General features: G+C 72.5%; 3 protein-coding genes. 2 read left to right on the forward strand and 1 reads right to left on the reverse strand.

Features of this window, described 5'->3' with window-relative positions; genetic code table 11:
* The first annotated feature begins 335 nt into the window (after positions 1-335).
* Together RWP81_RS14775 and RWP81_RS14780 are read left to right on the forward strand one after the other, a co-directional pair.
* The gene (locus tag RWP81_RS14775) at positions 336-1,265 is read left to right on the forward strand and encodes a hypothetical protein (protein ID WP_314457348.1); all 930 of its coding nucleotides are present in this window, start codon (positions 336-338) and stop codon (positions 1,263-1,265) included.
* Positions 1,266-1,336: 71 nt separating this feature from the next.
* The gene (locus RWP81_RS14780; protein WP_314457350.1) at positions 1,337-2,677 is read left to right on the forward strand and encodes a maltokinase N-terminal cap-like domain-containing protein; all 1,341 of its coding nucleotides are present in this window, start codon (positions 1,337-1,339) and stop codon (positions 2,675-2,677) included.
* A gap of 198 nt (positions 2,678-2,875) precedes the next feature.
* Here the strand turns inward: RWP81_RS14780 and RWP81_RS14785 are convergent.
* The coding region (locus RWP81_RS14785) for a trypsin-like peptidase domain-containing protein (RefSeq protein ID WP_314457352.1) at positions 2,876-4,217 on the reverse strand (1,342 nt) is incomplete at its 5' end.

Below are 4,217 nucleotides of genomic sequence, written 5' to 3' on the forward strand. Positions count from 1 at the left end.
CTTCGCGGGCGTGGTCCGCGGTGCACGCGCGGTCGACGGGGTCTGACGGGCCGCGGGTTCGACGCTCGCCGCGACGCCCTCGGTGTCAGAGGGGGACGAGTCTCGGGGTTCCGGCAGCGACGCTGTCATCGCACCAAACTACCAACCCCCTCCGACACCGCCCTTCCTCTTGCCGACGCCGGTTCCCCGTGCGTCGGTGCCCGCGGCCGCACGGCCTCCGGCGCGGCGAGACCGCGCACGGGTCGGCGGCGGTGGGCCGAGGCGTTCGCACGACGGATCCGCGCTTCGCCGTCACCTCACGGCGCACGTCGAGCCGGCCGGGAGAGGATGAGGTCATGGCTGAGAAGGTGCACCGCATCCACTCCCTCCCGCAGGACGCTCCGTGGACGGGCGGACTCCCACCCGCGGGATCGGAGGAGCATCCCCGCACGATTCGCATGCTCGACCGTGTGCTGTCGGTGCAGCGGCCCGTCGTGCTCGCGCACCTGCGCAGCATCCGCCTCCGGCATCCGGATGCCACGGTCGAGCAGATCCTGAAGATCCTCGAGCGCCGCTACCTCGCCGCGGTGACCACGGGCGGCGCCGCTGTCGGCGCCACCGCCGTCGTGCCGGGCATCGGCACCGGCGTCACCCTCGCTCTCAGCGGGGTCGAGACCGTCGCGTTCCTCGAGGCGACCGCCCTTTACGCGCAGTCGGTCGCGGAGGTCCACGGCGTCGCGGTCGAAGACCCCGACCGAGGGCGGGCCCTCGTGCTCGCGCTGATGCTCGGCAAAGAGGGCGTGGACCTCGTCTCGCAGCTCGCCGCGCAGGCGGCCGGCCGCGGCACCACCCGCTCGGGGTACTGGGGCGAACTCATCACCAAGACGCTTCCGCGCGCGGCCGTCGGCCCCCTCGTCGACCGGCTGAAGACCTCGTTCGTGCGGCAGTTCGCCACCCGTGGCGGGGCGTCGTGGCTCGGCAAGGCCCTGCCCTTCGGCGTCGGCGCCGTGGTCGGCGGCACCGGCAACCACATCCTCGGCCGGCGGGTACTGGTCAACGCGCGTCGCGCTTTCGGGAGTCCCCCGCTCGCGCTGCCCGCGGATCTCGAGCCGCGCGAAGGCAGCGAGCGTTTCGAGCGCAGCGCCGTGGGCGGCGTCCGCCGCGCGGGCTCCGCCATCGCCGACGCCGTCGGATCGGCGGGGCGACGCACCGGCTCGGTGGCGCGTAAGGCGCTCCCCCACCGTCGTCAGCGCGACGCCGCCGCAGAGACCGTCGAGACGGACTGACCTCTTCTCATCGCGACCGCCCCGCGCGCAAGTCCTGCGCGACGGGCGCCGCGGCGCGTTAGCCTCACCGCATGGGCGACCTTCTCGATCTTCTCGCTGTCTGGATGCCGCGTCAGCGCTGGTACGGCACGAAAGGCCGCGACCCGCGGCTCACCGTCGTCGCCGACTGGCCCCTCGACGGCGACGTCCGGCTGCTGCTCGTGCGCGACGAGGCCGTGCACCCGGCCATCGTCTACCAGGTCCCCGTCGCCGTCCGCGCGGAGGGATCGGTCCCGCCCGGCAGCCTCATCGGCGTGTCCGGAGAGGGACAGGTGTGGACGGATGCCACGACCGACGCCGGATTCACCGACCAGCTCTATTCCTGGGTGACCGCCGGCGGCGAAGTCGGCACCCCCGGCGACGGCTTCATCGGATTCGCCCTCGCCCTGTCGGACGGCAAGACGCCGGCCGCGCGCGCGACCGCCAAGGTCTTGAGCGGCGAGCAGTCGAACACGTCGCTCATCTTCCGCCCCGACGAGGGCGATACCGGCGTGCCCGTCATCTGCAAGCTCTTCCGCCAGGTGAACCCCGGCATCAACCCCGATGTCGAGCTGCAGTCGGCTCTGGCAGCCGGGGGCGCCGCGTTCGTTCCGGCGGCCATCGGTGAGGTCCGCGGATCGTGGACGACGCCCGAGGGCGTGCCGGTGAGCGGCTCGCTCGCCTTCGCGCAGGAGTTCTTCGAGGGCGTAGAGGACGCCTGGCGCGTCGCCCTGGATGCCGCCGCGGCCGGCGAGGACTTCGCCGAGCGTGCTCATGCCCTCGGCGCCAGCGTCGCGGGCATGCACGTCGCCCTCGCCGCGCAGTTCCCCACCCGCGAACCCGACGACGCCGATCGCGCGGCCGTGGTCGGCGCGTGGGACCGACGACTCGCCATCGCCCTCGCCGAAGTGCCCGCGCTGGCCCCGTACGCCGATCGCATCCGTGCGGTGTACGCCGCCGCCGCGCGTGCGTCGTGGCCGTCCCTCCAGCGCGTGCACGGCGATCTGCACCTCGGACAGGTGCTCCACACCCCCTCGAACGGATGGGTCCTGCTCGACTTCGAGGGCGAGCCCCTGCGGCCGATCGAGGAGCGACTGCTCCCCGACGTGGCCGTGCGCGACGTCGCCGGCATGCTGCGTTCGTTCGACTACGTCTCGGGCGCGGTCGCCGACGACGACGGTGATGTGGTGCGCGCGTGGGTCATCGACGCGCAGCAGGCCTTCCTCGCCGGCTACGCCGATACCGCGGGCGCCGTGCGCACCGACGACGATCCGCTCCTTGCGGCGTTCGAACTCGACAAAGCGGTCTACGAGGCGATCTACGAGACCCGCAATCGTCCCGACTGGATCGGCATTCCGCTGGCCGCGATCGGCCGTCTCGCGCCGCTCGACTGAGGGAGTCGTGCCCGCCGGCTCCGGTCCCTTCGACAGGCTCAGGGACCTCCGTCGTCACCGGGCTCGATCGCCCGGGTCGCGGTGGAGGTTCCTGAGCTCGTCGAAGGAACCGTGGTCGGTGCCGCGCTCCGCCGTGACACAACGACGCCACCCCGCGAAACGCATCGCGGGGTGGCGTCGTGCCGGTGACGGCGAGGGTCAGCTGGTGGGCATCGAGCCGAGTGTCACCTCGGCGGTCCGCTCCTGGCCGCCCCGGAGGTAGGTCACCTCGGCCTCAGCCCCCGCGGCGAGCGCGCGCACCTGGGCGGTGAGATCGATGGAGTTGGTCACCGGGATGCCGTTGAACTCGGTGATGACGTCGCCCTCGGTCAGGCCCGCGGCCTGCGCTGCACCGCCGCTGACGGCCTCGGCCACGAGAGCGCCGGTGGTGGTCGCACCCTGCTGGGAGGCGGCATCCTGAACCGACGCGCCCAGCAGACCGTGCGTGGCGGAGCCGTTCTCGATGATCTCCGACGAGATGCGCTGGGCGATGTCGGCCGGGATCGAGAAGCCGACCCCGATGTTGCCCGACTGCCCACCCGACGACGAGCCGCCGGCGCTGGCGATCGCGACGTTGATGCCGATCAACTTGCCCTCGTCGTCGACGAGCGCGCCGCCGGAGTTACCCGGGTTGATGGCCGCGTCGGTCTGGATGACGGCGATCTTGATGGTCTGGCTCGCCGACTGGGACTGCTGGCCCTGACCGAAGTCGAAGCGGAACGGGCTCTCCTGTCCGGGCTCGGTCTGCTGCTCGTCGGAGCCGTCGCTGGGGGCCGCCGAGGAGGCGACCTGGATCGACCGGTTCAATGCGCTCACGATCCCGGTGGTCACGGTGTTGGGCAGATCCAGCGGAGCTCCGACGGCGACGGTGGCGTCGCCGACGTTGAGCTTCGACGAGTCACCGAACTCGATGGGCGTGAGATCCGACACGTCCTGCAGCTTGATGACGGCGAGGTCGTAGGTGGGGTCGGTGCCGACGACGGTTGCGGCGTACACCTTGCCGTCCGACGTGGTGACCGAGATCCGCGCATCGCCCGTCTGTCCGTCGAGGGTGACCACGTGGGTGTTGGTGAGCACGTATCCGTCGGCGGTGAGCACCACGCCCGATCCGGTGCCGCCGGCCTGCGAGCCGGTGGCGCTGATGGTGACGACGCTCGGGACGACCTTCGTGGCGACCGCCGCGGTGGCGTTGACGTCCTGCGGGTCGTTGACGGTGATGGCCGTGGGACCGGCGACGCTCGAGGCGTTCTCGCCGCCCCAGAGGCTGAGTCCGGCGTACGTGCCGCCCAGGCCCGCGCCACCTCCGACGAGGGCCGCCGCCACCAGGAGCGCGGCGATGCGGGGTGCCGAGCTCTTCTTGCGAGCGGGGGTGGATGCCGACTCGGGCAGCGCCAGAGTGGGGTGCGCGTTCGTGGCGGCGGGGCCGAACCCGTGGCCCGTGGGGGCCGGCGCACCGGAGGGCGCCGAGGCGTACGCGGATGCGCCGGGCTGGGGGGTGGCG

Origin of the sequence: uncultured Microbacterium sp. (assembly GCF_963521695.1) — a bacterium.
GTDB lineage: Bacteria > Actinomycetota > Actinomycetes > Actinomycetales > Microbacteriaceae > Microbacterium.